Annotated in this window: 11 protein-coding genes; 7 read left to right on the top strand and 4 right to left on the bottom strand. The window is 49.1% G+C overall.

Going from position 1 to position 16,318, the window contains the following annotated elements; genetic code table 11:
• Nucleotides 1–21: 21 nt before the first annotated feature.
• Nucleotides 22–1,653, bottom strand: a complete 1,632-nt coding sequence (locus BZG76_RS10465; RefSeq protein ID WP_077461289.1) for a VRR-NUC domain-containing protein — start codon at nucleotides 1,651–1,653, stop codon at nucleotides 22–24.
• A 48-nt stretch (nucleotides 1,654–1,701) separates the two neighbouring features.
• Between BZG76_RS10465 and BZG76_RS10470 the strand changes: the two genes are divergently transcribed.
• The 3 genes from BZG76_RS10470 (at nucleotide 1,702) to BZG76_RS15375 (ending at nucleotide 6,627) form a co-directional block, all read left to right on the top strand.
• Nucleotides 1,702–3,183: a bifunctional NUDIX hydrolase/phosphatase PAP2 family protein gene (locus BZG76_RS10470; RefSeq protein WP_198532334.1), complete on the top strand. Its 1,482-nt coding sequence runs from the start codon at nucleotides 1,702–1,704 to the stop codon at nucleotides 3,181–3,183.
• A gap of 127 nt (nucleotides 3,184–3,310) precedes the next feature.
• Nucleotides 3,311–6,403, top strand: coding sequence for a D-2-hydroxyglutarate dehydrogenase YdiJ (ydiJ, locus tag BZG76_RS10475; RefSeq protein ID WP_077461291.1), 3,093 nt, complete (start codon nucleotides 3,311–3,313; stop codon nucleotides 6,401–6,403).
• 68 nt (nucleotides 6,404–6,471) lie between these two features.
• Entirely contained in the window at nucleotides 6,472–6,627 is a 156-nt protein-coding gene (locus tag BZG76_RS15375; RefSeq protein WP_021022780.1) for a hypothetical protein, read from the top strand.
• Between the two features lie 149 nt (nucleotides 6,628–6,776).
• Here BZG76_RS15375 and BZG76_RS10480 read toward each other — a convergent pair whose 3' ends face one another.
• Nucleotides 6,777–8,867 carry a YgiQ family radical SAM protein gene (locus BZG76_RS10480; RefSeq protein WP_241824083.1) on the bottom strand — a complete coding sequence of 697 codons (2,091 nt, stop codon included), beginning with the start codon at nucleotides 8,865–8,867 and terminating at the stop codon, nucleotides 6,777–6,779.
• A gap of 327 nt (nucleotides 8,868–9,194) precedes the next feature.
• On the opposite strand from BZG76_RS10480, the gene BZG76_RS10485 reads away from it, so the two are divergent.
• Nucleotides 9,195–10,412: an MFS transporter gene (locus BZG76_RS10485; RefSeq protein ID WP_077461293.1), complete on the top strand. Its 1,218-nt coding sequence runs from the start codon at nucleotides 9,195–9,197 to the stop codon at nucleotides 10,410–10,412.
• A gap of 85 nt (nucleotides 10,413–10,497) precedes the next feature.
• Here BZG76_RS10485 and BZG76_RS10490 read toward each other — a convergent pair whose 3' ends face one another.
• Nucleotides 10,498–11,805: a GGDEF domain-containing protein gene (locus BZG76_RS10490; RefSeq protein ID WP_158011338.1), complete on the bottom strand. Its 1,308-nt coding sequence runs from the start codon at nucleotides 11,803–11,805 to the stop codon at nucleotides 10,498–10,500.
• Nucleotides 11,806–11,951: 146 nt separating this feature from the next.
• On the opposite strand from BZG76_RS10490, the gene BZG76_RS10495 reads away from it, so the two are divergent.
• Nucleotides 11,952–12,629 carry a hypothetical protein gene (locus BZG76_RS10495; protein ID WP_077461294.1) on the top strand — a complete coding sequence of 226 codons (678 nt, stop codon included), beginning with the start codon at nucleotides 11,952–11,954 and terminating at the stop codon, nucleotides 12,627–12,629.
• A gap of 191 nt (nucleotides 12,630–12,820) precedes the next feature.
• Entirely contained in the window at nucleotides 12,821–14,404 is a 1,584-nt protein-coding gene (locus tag BZG76_RS10500; RefSeq protein ID WP_077461295.1) for a CHASE domain-containing protein, read from the top strand.
• A gap of 101 nt (nucleotides 14,405–14,505) precedes the next feature.
• On the opposite strand, the gene BZG76_RS10505 is transcribed toward BZG76_RS10500, so the two are convergent.
• Nucleotides 14,506–15,006, bottom strand: coding sequence for an META domain-containing protein (locus BZG76_RS10505; protein WP_077461296.1), 501 nt, complete (start codon nucleotides 15,004–15,006; stop codon nucleotides 14,506–14,508).
• Between the two features lie 600 nt (nucleotides 15,007–15,606).
• Between BZG76_RS10505 and folE the strand changes: the two genes are divergently transcribed.
• Complete coding sequence (gene folE / locus BZG76_RS10510) at nucleotides 15,607–16,263, top strand: GTP cyclohydrolase I FolE (RefSeq protein WP_033379171.1); 657 nt, start codon at nucleotides 15,607–15,609, stop codon at nucleotides 16,261–16,263.
• Nucleotides 16,264–16,318 lie beyond the last annotated feature (55 nt).

A 16,318-nucleotide genomic window follows, 5' to 3' on the forward strand; every position in this document is an offset into this window, starting at 1 on the left:
TCTATTGACGATTAGACCTGACTAGCTGTTTGACGTAGCTGAAGTGACATAGACGACTTTGGCACAAATGCCATTCTGGTGAAAAAACTGAAGCCAGCGGCTTTGATGAGGCTGCAACACATCTCCTGGGCCTTTCACTTCCACCCATTGGTAGGCATCGCCTCGATACATAAACAAATCGGGGTGACCGCGTCGATTATGGCGTCGATCGAACAAAATGCGCTTAAAACACGCGCTGAGCTGTGTGTCGCTGAGGGCGTGTAAGGCGGCGTCAAGCAGCGGCCATTCAATCACAGACCAGTTGACCCAATCATTACTGAGCCCCTGTTTTTGTTGATAGTGTTGTGCTATCCAATCGCGTGCTTGATCAATGTTTGCTAAGCGCGCATGAATTTGGGGCTGTCTTTTGGTGACAAAGTCGTCGCTATACAGGTCGCGCGGGCCACGTTGAAATGGATTCACAAAGGCGCCACTGATGGGTAAAAACAGAATGTCCCAAAAAAAGAGTCCGAACAGCGCATTCAGCAAACTGTTTTCGCTATACCATACTTGCCAGCCTCGGCATCGATAATACGCCGCAACGTCCCATTCCACCCGATGTTCAAGGGGGAGTGTCAATGTCTCACTATCCACAATGGCAGGATTGACTGAGTTTGTCGGCACCAAACGGGCATGCTCTCTGAGGGGCTTTTGTTTGGCGATACGACAGGCGACGTCATATTCTTCCTCATCGTGAGGCGCGTCGAGCATGGCCGCAATGATGCGTGATGCGTCATCAATATAACCTTGTTTAATCAACATGCGAGCTTGTCGCTCCCGGCTTGGCGGTTGCGTGGTGGTTTGGTAAAGCAATGTGGCACAAGGGAAGTCATCGTGGCGCTCAAACTCACGTGCAATACGATTAACTAACCGTTGCCGTTTGCGCTCAAGTGGCGGCCACTCAAACGGCTGAGGAAGGTGCGATTGTAGCGCAAGAATCGACGCTGGGCGCTTGGCTTTTTTTGCTTGCCAAACCGTGTCGGTAAGCGCAGACAAGTGCAGCCAATCATCAATGTGTTGGCGGTGTTGAAATAAACGCTCAGACTGACTCACAGGATACGATTCAAATTGCTGAATACCGAGCTCGGCGACGACAAATTGGCTCAAATCTTGGCGTGAATTACCAAAATACAATAATAATAAGACGGGGAGTAGGTCCGGTTGGTGGCAGACGACTAGCGCGTAGGGACTGATGAGCGGATCGTCATAGGTGTCAGTGATCGCTGTTTGCCACTGTGCCTTACTCGCACTTTTCGCTAAGGCCACCGCTGGAAACGCATCGATCAATTGTGCCTTACTCAGTAGGTTAAATAAGACGTCAGCGGGGGCAGTATCGGTGATGCTGACAAATCCGTTATCAGCCAAGTTGTGGAGCAGTGGCCAGGTGTCTCCGAGCTCGGGATAGGTCAGTTTGTCGGCTAAGAAGTAATCATGGCGGCGCATCAATAAACGGACCAGCAAACATTGGGCTTTGAAGCTAAGCTGTTGAAAGCAGGTAAGCCAAGCCCGTTCTTTGCCTGTGAGCAGATCCCAGTCACGTTCAGACACTAAACCGATCAAGCTTTGAAAGTTATGATGGTAATAATAGGGACTGAGAGGGTCTGGCTGTGTCATTCTTTTTCCTTATCTTTTATCAGGACAGGTGCATTCAGGAGCCGCCGAATGAAACGGAGTATCGCTGTACTATTGTCAGTATTTAGTTGGTGGGTGTCGAGTTATGCCTTAGCACAGGGTGACGATACGTTTTCAACGGAGCAAGGGATCGCAGGGGTCGCCTGTGTGATTACCGATCCTGCTGGGCGACTACTGTTGATAAAAGATAGAGTCACCGGGCGATATGGTTTACCCGGTGGACGAGTGAATTTGACTGAATCACCGACCCGAGCCCTGGCGCGTGAAGTGTTTGAAGAAACGGCTCTTCGCGTCAACGTGGGGAAGGTCGCTCACAAAGATAAACGTGGGGTATTGTTTGCTTGCCAAAGCCAAACGCCGCTACCGGTTGTCTCGAACGCCAATGGCACAGGCGTGTTGCCGGTTTGGCAGGCACTGCACTTTGGATCTGAAATCGATAAAGCCTTGTTAATACCGCCTGCACAGGCAGGCGACTATCGCTATCGATTTAAAGATCGCGGGGAATTGCTATGGTCTCTGGCGGCAAAAACGCCTAGCAGTGATGTCGCTGCTTTAGCGGATTTTAGTGCCCTAGCGCCTGCCTTTTACGTAAGTCAGTATGGCCTCGTCTCGGGCCTACAAACGGCGGTCGCGCACTTGGGCGATGTCGAGAGCGCGATGACTATACGCTTATTCAGACTGATCAACATTTTAGGAGAAATTGCATTTTACGTTGCCTTGGTACCACTATTTCTTATTTTTCGTGGCCATAAATCGGCGCTGTCGCTGCTTTTTCTTTTGATCAGTGCGGCGACTGTCTCTATCACGTTAAAAACAGGATTTGCGATGCCAAGACCGTTTTACCTATGGCCTGACTTGCAAATCGGTAAGGCAAGTGGCTTTACGGTGCCAAGCGGTCACACCTTATTAGCGGCAGCCGTTGTCACCGCCTGGTACCTAAAGCGTCGTGATACGCATAGAAAGGCATATGGGTCGTTAGTGCTTGCTTTGGCGGTGATGATTTTGATGGGGCTCAACCGCATGTATTTGGGCGTTCACTTTGCTAGYGATGTGGTGATTGGCGCCTTATTGGGAAGCAGCCTAGCCTGGATAACCGTGAAAATAGATGCAGTGACCATAGGGAAAGATCGGCCGCTACTGACCACCGGCCGGCTATGGCTATTGGTCTGTGTGTTGTTAGCATTATTGGCGTTAGCATTAAAGTTACCCGATCTGCTCTACTTAGCCGCATTAAGCGCTGGGATATATACCGGTCAGATCTGGCACAAGCTTTTCCCCAGTCATAAACCGGCTGCGAGCATGATGGGAAAACTATTGACCTTGGCCTGGATTTTCTTGGGGGGCGCTGGGCTGCTTCTGGCCGCTTGGGGCGTGGTGCAGGTGACGGGAATGAGTTGGATTGTATTGATCGTTGTATCCATGGCAGCGTGGAGTTTAGGGCCTTGGGTTTTGATTGCGAGCCCAGAGCTTGCGAGATGGTCAAGCACTCGGCTCGGTTGGCAGGAATGGTGATAAGGGTTTAAGGATTGACTCGCGAAGGATTTACCCTGTGATCGCTTTGGCTGTGCCAAGAGTTAAGGTAAAGTAGGCGCATAACTAAAATTGCACCAGGCATGGTGATACTCGCACAGGAACCGCAATGATACCGGCAATACACCCACAGGCGGGCTTGTCGTCCGCCGTCGTTGATTTTCTTACCGCTTTGCAAGACGCGGGTTTTCAGGGCGATATCGAATCGACCTACGCAAGCCGTCTGGCGGTAGCGACGGATAACAGTGTGTACCAAGCACTGCCTCAAGCCGTTCTTTTCCCATCGTCGGTTGATGATCTGCGCATCATTGGTGAGACCGTTCAAGCCCCACCTTTCAGTGACATTAAGTTTTCGCCACGCGGCGGCGGCACAGGAACAAATGGTCAGTCACTGACCCAACATGTGGTGGTGGATATCTCCCGTCATATGAACCAGGTTTTAGAGGTCAACCCTGAACAAGGGTGGGTGCGTGTTCAAGCCGGGGTGATCAAAGATCAGCTCAATGATGTGTTGCGTCCGTATGGCTACTTTTTCTCGCCGGATTTATCGACCAGTAATCGCGCCACGATCGGTGGGATGATCAATACCGATGCATCGGGGCAGGGGTCGTTACGTTACGGCAAAACATCGGATCATGTGCTGGGCTTAAAAGCTGTATTGATTGATGGCAGTGTGTTGGAGACCCAACCGCTTAAGCCGGAGCCGCTCAAGCAAGCGATGGCGCGAGGTGATTTAGCCGGACGTGCTCTGGAAACCGTGTCGTCCGTATGTCGCGAACATCGTGATCTGATCACTGACACCTTTCCGCCACTCAACCGATTTTTGACTGGGTATGATCTTAAACATGTTTACGATCAAACCGTAACGGAGTTCGATATTGGCCGTGTGCTCTGTGGCGCCGAGGGGTCTTTAGCCTTCATCGCCGAAGCCAAGCTCAATATTACGCCCATTCCAAGTGTACGCACCTTGGTAAATATTAAATATGACAGCTTCGATTCAGCGTTGCGTAATGCGCCCATGATGGTAGAAGCTAAGGCGCTTTCAGTTGAAACCATTGATGCTAAAGTCCTTGATTTAGCGCGTAATGATATTGTGTGGCATACCGTCAGTGATCTGCTGGAGGATGTGCCGGGAAAGGTCATGCACGGCATTAATATGGTCGAGTTTGCTGGCAATGATGCCGATGATATTGAGGCACAAATTACGACCCTGTGTGAGCAACTCGATCGCTTGATAGCGAAACAGCAAAAAGGCGTGATTGGTTATCAGATCTGCCGTGATCTGGCGTCGATTAATAAAATCTATGCCATGCGCAAAAAATCGGTTGGATTACTGGGCGCGACGAAAGGCAAGGCCAAACCTGTTGCCTTCACCGAAGACACCTGTGTGCCACCAGAAAACTTGGCGGACTTTATCAGTGAGTTCCGCGCATTACTCGATAGCCATCATCTGCACTATGGCATGTTTGGCCATGTTGATGCAGGGGTATTGCATGTGCGCCCCGCGCTTGACTTGTGCGATCCCGAACAAGAGCGGGTGATGAAAACCATTTCTGATCAGGTCGTAGCACTGGTGGCGAAATACGGCGGATTGATGTGGGGCGAACATGGTAAAGGCTATCGCTCTGAGTACGGTCCTGCCTTTTTTGGTGAGACTCTGTTCAGGCAATTGCGTCGGGTAAAAGCGGCCTTTGATCCGCAAAACCGGATGAATCCTGGAAAAATTTGTACCCCGATTCACAGCGACGATGCTTTGGTGCAGGTCGATGATACCAAGCGCGGTTTTTATGACCGCCAGATCCCGGTTGAGGTCAGAGATAGCTTTAAAGGCGCGATGGAATGCAATGGCAACGGGTTGTGCTTTAACTATGATACGTCGTCACCCATGTGTCCGTCGATGAAAGTCAGTTATGACCGTCGACACTCACCTAAAGGCCGGGCAGGGATTGTGCGCGAGTGGTTACGTTTGCTCGCGGAGCAGGGCGTTGATCCGTTGGATGTCGAGCAAGCACTCATGACGCAATCTCCCTCAGTCCGTGAAATGATGGCGAAATTCGGGCGTTACTTTACCCGCCAAAAAGAGGCGGATGACTTTAGCCATGAGGTCATGGAAGCGATGAGTGGCTGCCTGGCGTGTAAAGCGTGCGCCAGTCAGTGTCCGATTAAAGTCGATGTTCCCAGCTTTCGTTCCCGGTTTATGCAGTTGTACTACAGCCGTTATCCGCGTCCGATTAAAGATCATCTGGTCGCAAATATTGAAAGCTTGCTGCCATTAATGGCTAAAGCGCCTAGGTTAGTCAATGCCGCAACCCAACCCCAGTGGGCACAAGGGTTAACAGCCAAACTCATTGGTTACACCGATACACCCGCTTTATCGGTGCCGACATTGGCCCAGGCATTGGCAGGCGATCATGCCCTCAAATTTGATCTCGAGTGGCTACAAGCCTTGTCCACGCAAGAGCGTGAAAACTATGTGTTGATCGTGCAAGACCCGTTTACCAGTTTTTATGAAGCGCCACTGATTCACGACTTGATCAAGTTGATCCGCCGACTGGGAAAAGTGCCGATGCTGATTCCCTTTAAGCCCAACGGTAAAGCACAACACGTAAAAGGTTTTCTACGACGTTTTGCCCAAACCGCGCGTAATACCGCTGGCTTTTTAAATCAGCTAGCGGCGCTGAATATTCCGATGGTGGGTGTCGATCCTGCTTTAGTGCTGTGTTACCGCGATGAATATCAAGAGGCGCTGGGCCGTTATCGTGGTGATTTTAACGTCCTACTGAGCCATGAGTGGTTAACGAATGTGGTGCCTAGCCTACCAGCAAAGGCTGAGCATACGTCCGAGCCTTGGTACTTATTTGGTCATTGCACAGAAAAAACGCAGTTACCTCATGCAGAGCAACAGTGGGTTGATTTATTCGCCCATTTTGGCGCAGAGCTTAAACCCGTTTCTGTAGGATGCTGTGGCATGGCGGGTACCTATGGCCATGAAGCCGATAAGCGCGATACCTCAGAAGCCATCTATGATTTAAGTTGGTCACCTAAACTGGCTGACTTACCCAAAGAGCGGGTTGTCGCAACTGGGTATTCGTGCCGTAGCCAAGTGAAGCGATTTAGTGAGACACCGCTGTTGCATCCACTGCAGGTATTATTGCGACTTGCGCATACGCGCACTGATCTTGCGTGCTCTGGCAACGTATAAATTAAAGGATTGCACCTGTGGTTATTTCGCGTACAGTAAAATAAAGAGCTAAAAGCTAAGGCAAACAAATGCTTAAAACAGTTGTTATTATCTTGCTAGTTTTACTCGGTATTACCGCTGCGCAATACTTGGAAGAGAGCACGCAGAAAAAAATTGCTTGGGTCATTGGGGCCATTGCATGCGTGCTGGCATTGGGCGTCATCGTTATGGAGCTTATCCGTTAGCCAAGGCCGTAATCACCATCGCTTATATTAGCCTAACGCCGACACGTTATCGTAAACGCCCCATTGTTGGGGCGTTTTGCTTTCTATTTTCTGTTCTTTGTCTTTTGTCCTTTAGCCTTGAGCCGTATAGTGACGTTTGACTACAAATCTTAAGTCCGTTTATCTCGACGCTTAGCGTTGGAACCCGCTTGTTTATGTGTCTTCGGTTTGTGCCTGTTAGGCTGGCGGATATCGGGCTGCTTTGGATGCTTAGTGGCAAAGCGCTGAGTGCCGTGACGCCCTGAGCGACGCTGGCGACCTGTTGTCGCTACGCTATCTTCTGTGGGGACTAAGCATTTCGGGCCGTTACCAATTAAATGTTTTTTACCCATCGAGACCAACGCCTCACGGATCAGTGGCCAGTTCGCCGGATCGTGATAACGCAATAAGGCTTTATGTAAGCGACGTTGGCGCTCTCCTTTGGCGACGGTCAGTGCTTCGCGTTTTTTATAACGTACCTTTTTGAGTGGATTGGTCTCTGAGTGATACATCGCTGTGGCGTTACACATTGGCGATGGGTAAAAGTTTTGCACTTGGTCGCACTCAAAGTCATTCTCTTTCAGCCAGCACGCCAGATGCACCATATCCTCGTCGGTACAGCCAGGATGAGCGGCAATAAAGTAGGGAATTAAATACTGCTTTTTCCCCGCTTCTTTACTGTATTTCTCAAACAAGGCTTTAAATCGATCGTACGCCCCCATGCCAGGCTTCATCATCAGATCGAGGGTGTTTTTCTCAGTGTGCTCGGGCGCGATTTTGAGGTATCCACCGACATGATGCGTGACCAGCTCTTTGACATATTCTGGAGATTCGATCGCGAGGTCGTAACGCACGCCTGATGCGATCAGCACCTTCTTAATCCCTTCGACTTGACGGGCTTTACGATAGAGGTCGATGGTATGACGGTGATCGGTATTGAGCTTGTCACAAATTTTTGGGAAAACGCAGGACGGGCGACGACAGTTTCGCTCAGCTTTCGGATCGGCACAGCCTAAGCGATACATGTTGGCTGTCGGTCCACCTAAATCTGAAATGGTGCCTGTAAAGCCGGGCACTTTATCGCGGATATCATTAAGCTCTTCAATGATCGACGCTTGCGAGCGATTTTGAATAATCCGGCCTTCATGCTCGGTAATTGAACAGAACGAACAGCCACCAAAACAGCCGCGCATGATATTCACCGACGTTTTAATCATATCGTAAGCCGGGATCTTAGCTTGGCCGTATTGCGGATGCGGCACGCGGGCGTAAGGTAAGCCAAAAACGTAATCCATTTCTTCTGTGGTCAGCGGCACCGGAGGGGGATTAATCCAAAGCAGTTGGTCACCATGCTGTTGCGCGAGCGCACGTGCAGAGTAGGGATTCGCCTCTAAATGCATCACTCGACTGGCATGCGCATATAAAATCCGGTCGTTTTTGAGTTTTTCAAACGAGGGTAAGCGAACAAAGGTGTTTTTGGCATCGTGGCGAGAAGGGCGAATACTAATCGGTTTCGCCGCGTCAGGTTCCGTTTTTTTGCTGGTCTCGCACTGGGTCTCAGTGGCATAAGGGTTAGGCATCGTCATTGCTTTACCCGGCTTATCGATGCGGGTTGAGTCTACTTCTGCCATTCCCTCAGGCGGTGACTTCATCATTACGGCTGTGCCCGCGATACGCGTCATATTGGCCAATGAATCTCCGCGTGACAAGCGGTGTGCAACGTCAATCAATGCACGTTCCGCGTTACCAAATAATAAGATATCGGCTTTTGCATCACACAACACAGAGCGACGAACTTTGTCTGACCAATAATCGTAGTGAGCCAGGCGGCGTAAACTTGCTTCAATGCCTCCGAGCACGATGGGTGTTTGTTTGTAAGCTTCTCGACAACGTTGAGAATACACCAAGACAGCACGATCAGGTCTTTTACCCCCCTCATTATTCGGGGTGTAAGCATCATCATGGCGCAGTTTACGATCCGCTGTGTAGCGATTGATCATCGAGTCCATGTTACCCGCGGTGACACCAAAAAACAGGTTAGGCTCACCGAGTGCCATAAAGTCTTCTTTAGTTTGCCAATTGGGTTGCGAAATGATCCCGACTCGAAAGCCTTGTGCTTCTAAGGTGCGTCCAATCACGGCCATACCAAAACTGGGGTGATCGACATAGGCATCGCCCGTGACAATGATGATGTCACAGCTGTCCCAACCAAGAATATCCATCTCTTCTCGGCTGGTTGGCAAAAAAGGCGCAGGCCCGAAGCAAGCGGCCCAGTAGGGGGTATAGTCGTATATAGCAGTCGGTGTCACGTCTTTGTCTCTTGGTCTGCCGCGCGTGTGAGCAAATGATTTGCAGTCATGCGCCAAAGCGGGCGATTAATTGGCCGGCGATTTTAGCGATATTCCTGCATAGAGTATAGGGGCAATATGTGATGTTCGGCATTGTGACGCACTAATAGCTGACAATGAAACTAACTTAACGTGAATCTATTTTATTACGCACATTGCCGTTGCTAGTATAGGGTCATCTGACTAAACGGTGAGGTTGTCATGATTGAGCTTGGCTCATCACGTTATCGGCTGACGGCATTTGCACTTGCGTTCGGCTCTTTTCTGATTTTTTGTAACCTTTACTTGTTCCAACCGATGTTGCCTGTGTTTGCAGCCAGTGATGGGATCAGTGAAACGCGTGCGAACTGGTTGCTTGCGGCGGCAACGCTAGGGTTATCCTTTTCCTTAGTGCCTTGGGCGGTGCTCTCTGAACGTATTGGGCGTCGGCCTGTGATGCTGACCAGCTTATGGATGCTGCCGCTTGTTGGGCTTGCGATGGCGAGTACCTCATCATTTTGGATGATTGTTCTGCTGCGCGCGTTGATGGGCTTGTCTCTTGGTGGATTCGCGGCGGTGGCGGTCGCTTACATGGCCGAAGAGTTTTCTCCCAAGGCGTTAGCGATCGCCGTGGGCAGTTACATCAGTGCTAATTCACTGGGTGGCATTTCTGGTCGCGTTGCTGGTGGCATAATGACCGATTGGTGGGGCTGGCATGGTGCGGTCCTCGCCATGGCGGCCTTCACACTGGCGGGAGTGATGATCGTGACAAAATTGCTGCCTCGTCAACGCTATTTCTCCCCAGGTAGAACATCGTTGCTCACCCATTCACGTGGGGTCTTGTCGCATTTACGTACGCCAAGTTTGTGGATAGCCATGCTTATTGGTGGGGTAAACTTTGCATTGTTTGTTAATTTATTTTCGGTCACCGCCTTTCGACTTGTAGCGCCTCCTTATCAGTTACCGGTAAGCTTGGTGTCATCGGTATTTGTTTGTTATCTCGCCGGTACGGTGACATCACGGCTCAGTGGCCGGTGGGTGCTCAAGTATGGTGCAATCAGAGGCATGGCCTTTGGCACCTTGGTGGCGATGCTAGGCGTATTAGTGACATTAAGTCATGATATACCTTGGATAGTTATTGGGTTGTTGGTGGTTAGCGGTGGGGCTTTTTTCACTCACTCTTTAGCTTATGGGTGGGTGAGCCGCCAAGCTGCACAAGGCAAAGCAACCGCAACGGCTTTGTATTTGGTACATTATTATGTCGGTGGCAGTCTTGGCGGCTTTTATCTCATCGCGGCTTGGCAGCATTATGCATGGTTCGGCGTGGTCATTGCCGCATTAGCGTTGGGACTGGTTTTATTAGGTTTGGTGTTTGGGTTATCCCGGGTGGTGAGTCGAAGCCGCGCTCGCAAAATACACCAGCAAACGGCGGCCCCATGAGCACGGCCTCGTATCATACTGAGCCATGAGCTTGCCGTACGATGGGCTTATGGCATGAACGCCGTCGACTCACCGTGCGGCTGATTTAAAGTGATGCTTCGGTCGGCATATCAATGTTGTCGCGGCTCACTGAATTTCGTGCATCAACACTGGTTTGATGACCCGGTTGGTAGGCACGGACACAATTTCGTCCTTCGGCTTTGGCTTGGTAAAGCGCACTGTCCGCTCGTTCAATCAATGATGAGAGTGTGTCACCGGGTTGAAAGGTGGAGATACCAATCGACGCGGTCACCTTGAGCGGCGTTCGGCTTTCATCAATTGGCACATCCATACTTTCGACTTCTTCGAGTAATCGGTTAGCGATTTGTGCCGTGACCTCACCACTGCATTTAGGTAAGAATACGATAAACTCTTCGCCACCAAAACGACCAAAGATGTCAGATTTTCTTAGTCGCTCTTGCACTGTACGTGTAAACGACTGTAAAACAACGTCGCCAGCGTAATGGCCCCATTTGTCATTAATGCGTTTAAATTTATCCAAATCAAGCAACAACACAGAAAAGGGAGAATGTCGTTCCTCGCTCACGGCGAGTGCGCGCATTGCCAGTTGAAGCAGCATTCGGCGATTATAGATCCCGGTGAGCGGATCGAGTGTCGCCTGGCGATAAAGGCGCAAAATCATATGTAATTGCGAAAGCTGTGACCAGACCACCATGAAGGCAATCACTGTCTGTAACCAGTATGAGGCAATATTGTCGGGACTGGTCATGGTGCCACCGAACGAATCCACCCAGAGATGGCAAGCTAAAGTAATTGTCATTAACGATAAACTTTCGCGCATGGTGAGCGGAAAGATAGTGAGCATGACTATCTGAATGATCGGCAATAGCGTGTAGCTATAGGAAAACGCGGTGTTCTCCGTAGGGAAATGAAGGGTGTGGCTGGCAGAGAAATAAAAGGCGTTGGTGGCAATCACCATCGCGACGAGACCGAGTTTAGCCGATTTTAGATTGTTAGCTCGACTCACTGCGTAACCAATCGTTATCAGCATCCCACCTAATAGCAAGCGTTGCAATGAGAGTTGGGCGGCGGCGGTAGTGTCCGATAGGAATAGAAAATCAGCGACAGACCAAGCGATCGTGAGCCCAGCCCAAACGTAACACAGTACACATAAGCGACTGCGCAGATAGGTACTACGCGTGTTATTAAAACTGTTGGCGTGTTTTTTTGCACTCCAAAGTTCAAAAAATGATATTTGGAGCTTATAAATAATGTGCCCTAAGGTCTCACTCATCATTGCACCCATTGTCCTTTCCGTTTGTGCAAAGGTTCCCGCTGCTCGCGCCACTTTGTTATTATCGCGTCGTGCGGTCATGTTGTTTTTATCTGTCATAAAGGTTGGTATAAGTGTACAAACATGCCAGTTTATTGGCGGTTTTGAGTCTGTTTCGCGCATTCAATGTGATCGATGGCGCTTTTTAATGTAATCAGTTCAATAGTTGACTCTTTTTTAATGCTTTATGTAAGGTAATTTTTGTTATGTACGTGTTACTTGTTCCCGCGATCGTGTCTGCTGTTTTGGGGGCACAACTCGTGTTGTCGTTAGCCCTTTTGAAGGGCGATATTTGCCCCGGCCAGCGAGGGCGTTTTCATCATGCTTTTTGGGTGCCGACTTTTGCTTGGTTGATCTTGGTTCCATCTAGTTTTTTCGCCATCTTACCCTTCTTAACGTTAGGGATATTTGCGTTTCGATCAAAAACGGGCAAAACACGTCGGTCAGGTCCCATTCCTTTGTTGTATGTCGCAAATTTATTGGGCGTTGTTACATGGATTACCATACTGATGGCTGAGGGTGGGCTACTGGTTGTCGCCGGGGTATTACAGCTGGTGTTACTTGGTGCAAGCTTGGGGCATGGTCTATTAGTGCGTGCGCGTTCACGTTTGCAGGCTTTTGACACGTTATTACCACTGGCAAGTGTGATGGCGTTTATGGGACTGATGGTGTTTGTCGCAAGCGTGGCGGCGTTAAGTCATTCAGATATCGCACCTAGCCAGATTAATGCGTTTGTTGCCGGGGCTGGGTTTGGCTTGTTGGCTCTCGCTGCGCAAATTTGGCACTTAATAAAGCGAATTAAGCCCACATTGTGGCGTATAAATGCAGGTGTCTTGTTTATGTTTGCAGCCGTTACTTGTCTCAACTCAGTTGTCATGGGGTAAATGTAGCCTGCATGCCAAGATAGTGTTAAAAAATTGATCGTTTATAGTCTTGCCCACTACGCTTACAAGATAAGTGGGTTATAACGCCCCCTCGTTTATCGCGTAGGTAACATGTTTATCGCGCAGCTAGCATATTTATCGCGCAGCTAACATATTTATTGCGTAGGTAATATAGGGTAAGGATAGTAATAATGCCTCGGCGTGCATGGAGTATCATCATCATAACGGCGCTTATTGGCGTAGGGTTTGCGGCATTCACGGCGCATCTACTCTATCAAAAAGAGCAAGAAGCCATTCGTAAAGAGCTGCACAAGGATGTTAATAATGCGGCAATGGCGCTGGCGCGCGAGGTCAACCTGGGTCTTGAGCTGCTTTATGCGGTTAAGAATCACTTCGATGCTGGGCATCGCTTAAACGCCCGCAATTTTCAGCCTCTAACCTCTGGGGTATTAAAGCGTCATCCTAGTTTCAAATCGATCGAGTGGGCCGATATTGTCATGCATCATCAACGCCGGCATTACACACAAGGTATGACAGCGGCTCAGCCTGATCGAACAAGCTTCAATATTGTTGAACTCAACGATCAGAGCCAGTTGGTACCCGCCTCTCGCCGTGATATGTATTTTCCCCTTAGATTTACCTCAGGTAACAATCAATCAGACGCTGTGATGGGTTATGATTTGGGCTCAACACCCATCACACGCCAGGCACTTAAAACCAGCTTTAATACTGGTGTGCCAGTGGCTACGCCTGCCACTACCATTGAACGGGCGTATGGTGATGTGCGTGGCTTTTTACTCATTATGCCGATCCTCGTCGATCCCGAACAACTAGCAGGGGATGATACCCAGGATTTGCGTGGATTTTTAGTGGCAGTGATCGATGTAGAAACCCTGGTCAATCTTGCGATAAAAACCGTGATCAATGACGGTATCAATTACACCCTAATTGATACCACCGATCCTAATCATCGCCAAGTGTTGCATACCCATCGTGTTGAACTGGCACAAATGAAGGATTCGCTGGCACAACAGCCCGCTGAACCCATTTTATTTGCCGGACGAGAGTGGGAGTTGGTGGGCTATCCCACAGTCCGTTACATGCAACAAAGACAAAGCTGGGTGCCAATGTGGACGTTTTTGATCGGTAGTGGCATCTTTTTTGTGATTTGTTATCTGCTCTATCGCCTGCAGGCATGGGCGTACAGTGTTCAAGTCCAAGTCGAGCAAAAAACACATGCGCTCAAAGATGCGAATAGCCGATTAGAATCAATGACCAAATGTGATGGGTTGACGGGGTTATATAACCGAACCCAATTTGAACAAGCATTAGAGCGCGAAATCCAGCGCGCGGTCCGTGATGAAACACCCCTGAGCTTAATGCTGGTCGAAATCCAGCACCTATCTAATTACAACAGCCAATACGGTCGGGTTGCGGGTGATCAGTTGATCCGCCAAGTGGCACAAGCCATTGATGAGATGCTTAAACGACCAGGCGATCTCGTCTGTCGTTACACGGGAAGTCAATTTATTGCGATATTGCCTCGCACTGAGGGGGCCTCGCGATTAGGTGAAGAATGCGTCACCGCGGTTAAACGGCTTCAGATACCTTTTGAGGACGAACCGGAGAGTCGGGTTGCTGTGTTTGTCGGCGGCGTCACCGTGACTGAGCAAAAAGAAATGACGGCTTCAAGACTATGCGCTTATGGCGAAATAGGCTTGACGCGAGCGAAAGCTGATGTCGATAAAGGTTGGCATTGGATGGTGGTGTCGTGAAAAAGCGAGCGGTAACAAGTACCGCCCTCTAGGATAACTCATCGGCTTTTACGTTCACGAGCCGGTCTTTAAGATCAGGAATCGATCTTTGAGATATAGAGTTAATATTTCTCACCCTTGTTGAAGCGTGAATTTACCGCTGGGCTCTTAAGTAACGGATCATCTGTCGCCTTGGATGAGTTAACTGGGGTAAAGACTAAGGTGTGCGTATCATTACTGAGTAACAATGTGTTATTGCGCACGCTAGCGTCGCTCCATTGACCCAACACTTGGCTCATGGTTTGTTCTAACGCCATTGAGTTTTCCGCGCAAGCCATTCTCGTACTGGCCATACGATCAATCTTGAAGCGATTATTGTCGAGTTCCGCCTTACCAAAGTAACGGTTACAGCCGGTATAGCCGTTGACTTCCATATCCTTATTGACGTTTAACGTTGGGGATCCTTCCGCACTGATAGCCTGTTGATCAATCATGGTCAGTTGCCATTGCTGAGCAACGCCAGAGGTTGTGACCTCGTTTTTAGCATTGTTCGCATCATTGCTACTGCTACAGGCGGTGACGCCAGCAGCAAGCATGACCGCCATCAATACGTGTCTCTTCATAATGACTCCTTAGTCACTAACGGTGGGTGTTAATTCAAGCGTAGTTAACTTAATAACAAATATGCCAATAAAAAATTGGCTTTATGTCAAGATAATGTCTTTTTTGGTGGGAGATAAAAAAAGTCCCCGGTAGAGGGGACAAGATATACCATCGCGTGTTTATTATTATTGAAATAACCTCACTAGGGAGGTGTCTTTTGCCAGCATAATTGCTAAGCAGGAGAGTGCTGCGGTCGATTTGGATATCAACTTTCGACTGTGATTCGAATGCGTCAACGATACGATACAATCTGCAAACGATATCAAACAAAAATGACAGTTTGATTTCATTGATATGATGGTGTTTGAGATAGAGAAAGGGGTGTGATCTTAAGCAAGTTTGCATCTGGCGTAAGGTAAATCGAATGGATGTTCACGATGCTTGACAAAAATGAACTGCCGAGATTAGGCAATCCGACGCCAGCGGATAAATCCACAGTCTCAGCGAGGTGTATTTTTGGCATATTAACGTTATGCTTCTATTTAATGACAACACTGATCTGATAGTGACTACAGTGTGTAAGTAAAAGAACGGCTTAAGGCATACCTAAAAAGGAATCCATCATGGCATTAAGCGATGCTGCAAAAAAAGTTCAGGAAGCTCTGCTCGCGCGTGGGATCGAAACCCCAATGACAACAGCATCAAAGATGTCTTCTGAAGAACGAAAAGAAAAAATCGAGTTTCACATGCGTGAAATTCTGCAGTCGATCGACTTGGATCTTACCGATGATAGTTTGGCAGAAACACCAGCGCGTATTGCCAAAATGTATGTCGATGAGATTTTTTCCGGACTCGATTACTCACAGTTTCCCAAAGTAACCATGATTGATAATAAAATGGGATGTGATGAGATGGTTCGGGTAAAAGATATTTCTGTGACTAGCACCTGTGAGCATCACCTTGTAACCATTGACGGTCGTGCGACTGTGGCGTATCTGCCCGACAATAAAGTGGTTGGCTTGTCTAAGATTAATCGCATTGTACGATTTTTTGCCCAGCGTCCGCAGGTCCAGGAGCGGTTGACTCGTCAAATTTTAGTCGCGTTACAAACGCTGCTAGAGACCGACAATGTTGCGGTACGTATCGAAGCGACACATTATTGCGTCAAATCACGCGGGGTGATGGACGCGAACAGTGAAACGACTACAACGGCGTTAGGGGGCCAGTTTAAGAAAAATGCAGCGACACGCGCTGAGTTCTTGCACGGTATCCAATAATAAAAGCGCCAGATGGCGCTTTTATTCGCACTGCTTGGCTTTTATTCGCGCTGCT

Origin of the sequence: Salinivibrio sp. AR647, from assembly GCF_001995415.1 — a bacterium.
GTDB lineage: Bacteria > Pseudomonadota > Gammaproteobacteria > Enterobacterales > Vibrionaceae > Salinivibrio > Salinivibrio costicola.

Coding starts and splice junctions, on each gene's coding strand:
- BZG76_RS10495 (WP_077461294.1), top strand. CDS start 11,952: ATGTACGTGTTACTTGTTCCCGCGATCGTGTCTGCTGTTTTGGGGGCA.
- ydiJ (WP_077461291.1), top strand. CDS start 3,311: ATGATACCGGCAATACACCCACAGGCGGGCTTGTCGTCCGCCGTCGTT.
- BZG76_RS10480 (WP_241824083.1), bottom strand. CDS start 8,867: ATGGATATTCTTGGTTGGGACAGCTGTGACATCATCATTGTCACGGGC.
- BZG76_RS10505 (WP_077461296.1), bottom strand. CDS start 15,006: ATGAAGAGACACGTATTGATGGCGGTCATGCTTGCTGCTGGCGTCACC.
- BZG76_RS10500 (WP_077461295.1), top strand. CDS start 12,821: ATGCCTCGGCGTGCATGGAGTATCATCATCATAACGGCGCTTATTGGC.
- BZG76_RS10485 (WP_077461293.1), top strand. CDS start 9,195: ATGATTGAGCTTGGCTCATCACGTTATCGGCTGACGGCATTTGCACTT.
- BZG76_RS10465 (WP_077461289.1), bottom strand. CDS start 1,653: ATGACACAGCCAGACCCTCTCAGTCCCTATTATTACCATCATAACTTT.
- BZG76_RS10490 (WP_158011338.1), bottom strand. CDS start 11,805: ATGACAGATAAAAACAACATGACCGCACGACGCGATAATAACAAAGTG.
- BZG76_RS15375 (WP_021022780.1), top strand. CDS start 6,472: ATGCTTAAAACAGTTGTTATTATCTTGCTAGTTTTACTCGGTATTACC.